Origin of the sequence: Thiosulfatihalobacter marinus, assembly GCF_016019955.1 — a bacterium.
In the GTDB taxonomy this organism is placed as follows: Bacteria; Pseudomonadota; Alphaproteobacteria; order Rhodobacterales; family Rhodobacteraceae; genus Shimia; species Shimia marinus_A.
Window position 1 is genome coordinate 1 of the sequence record NZ_JAECRZ010000047.1, and the last position, 1,319, is coordinate 1,319.

Here is a 1,319-nt window from a genome sequence, read left to right on the forward strand (position 1 = left end):
TGAACCGCCCCGGTTTTCCCGGAGGCTGATTACTCCGTTTCACGCGACTTTAACGAACTCGTTGCACTGTTCATAGAACTTCTCCTCGGCCTCTGCTGGCGGGACGTTTCCGATGGGTTGCAGCAGGCGGCGGTTGTTGAACCAGTCGACCCATTTCAGGGTTTCCCATTCGACGGCATCGGCGGTTTTCCACGGCCCCAGCCGGTGAATGACCTCGGCCTTGAACAGGCCGATGATGGTTTCCGCCAGGGCGTTGTCATAACTGTCGCCGACACTGCCGACCGACGGCTCGATCCCGGCTTCGGCCAGGCGCTCGGTGTAGCGGATCGACACATACTGGCTGCCCCGGTCGCTGTGATGGATGAGATCACCAGCCGGTCGCCGCTCATAGAGCGCCTGTTCCAAAGCATCGAGCACGAACTGGGTCTGCGGGGATCGTGATGCCCGCCAGCCAACAATCCGGTTGGCGAAGGTGTCGATCACGAAGGCAACGTAGACGAACCCCTGCCAGGTCGAGACATAGGTGAAGTCGCTGACCCAGAGCATGTTCGGGGCGGATGCCCGGAACTGCCGGTTCACCTTGTCACGTGGGCATGGCAGGGCCTTGTCAGGTCGCGTCGTTTTCTGGGACTTGCCGCGGACAACGCCTTGAATGCCGAGCTGCCGCATCAGCCGTTCCACCGTGCAGCGGGCGACATCAAAGCCTTCACGGCGCATCTGATGCCACACCTTGCGCACCCCGTAGACTTTGAAGTTCTGATCCCAGACGCGTTGCACCTCGCGGCGCAGAACCTCATCACGCTTGGCACGATCCGACGCACGGTCCGGATCGCGGGCAATCGCCAGATGCTCATAGAAGGTCGAAGGGGCGATCGGCAGAACCCGGCAGATCGGCTCGACCCCATACTCGGCCCGGTGATCGTCAATGAACCCGATCATCGTTTCAGTGGGCGGTCGAGCTCCGCCTGGGCAAAATACGCAGATGCCTTCTTCAGGATTTCATTCGCCTGCCGAAGCTCCCGCACCTCGCGCTCCAGTTCCTTGATCCGGGCACGTTCCTCGGATGTCACGCCATCCCGGCGACCAGCGTCGGTTTCCTCCTGCTGAACCCAACGCCGCAACGTGTCCCGACCACAGCCGATCTTCGGCGCAATCGCCTTGATCGCCGCAGACTGGCTTTCGTAACTTCCTTGATTCTCGAGCACCATTCGCACCGCTCTCGCGCGTGTATCAGGTGAATAGCGGTTCGCTCTGTTGTCCTTTTCCATGGCTCCAATCCTTCCTTGATTTGGAGCCTCCGGAAAACCCGGAGCGGTTCA

At 60.7% G+C, this 1,319-nt stretch carries 1 protein-coding gene and 1 other annotated feature; the gene reads right to left on the reverse strand.

The genetic code is table 11. The annotated features are described in order from the left end of the window. Positions 1-39: 39 nt before the first annotated feature. A protein-coding gene (locus I3253_RS20320) for an IS3 family transposase (protein WP_197919602.1) occupies positions 40-1,268 on the reverse strand; the annotation gives its coding sequence in 2 pieces (ribosomal slippage) (positions 40-971 and positions 971-1,268; 1,230 coding nt in all). Then, positions 865-981, reverse strand: a sequence feature (AL1L pseudoknot). Its footprint overlaps the gene before it by 117 nt. Positions 1,269-1,319: the final 51 nt, after the last annotated feature.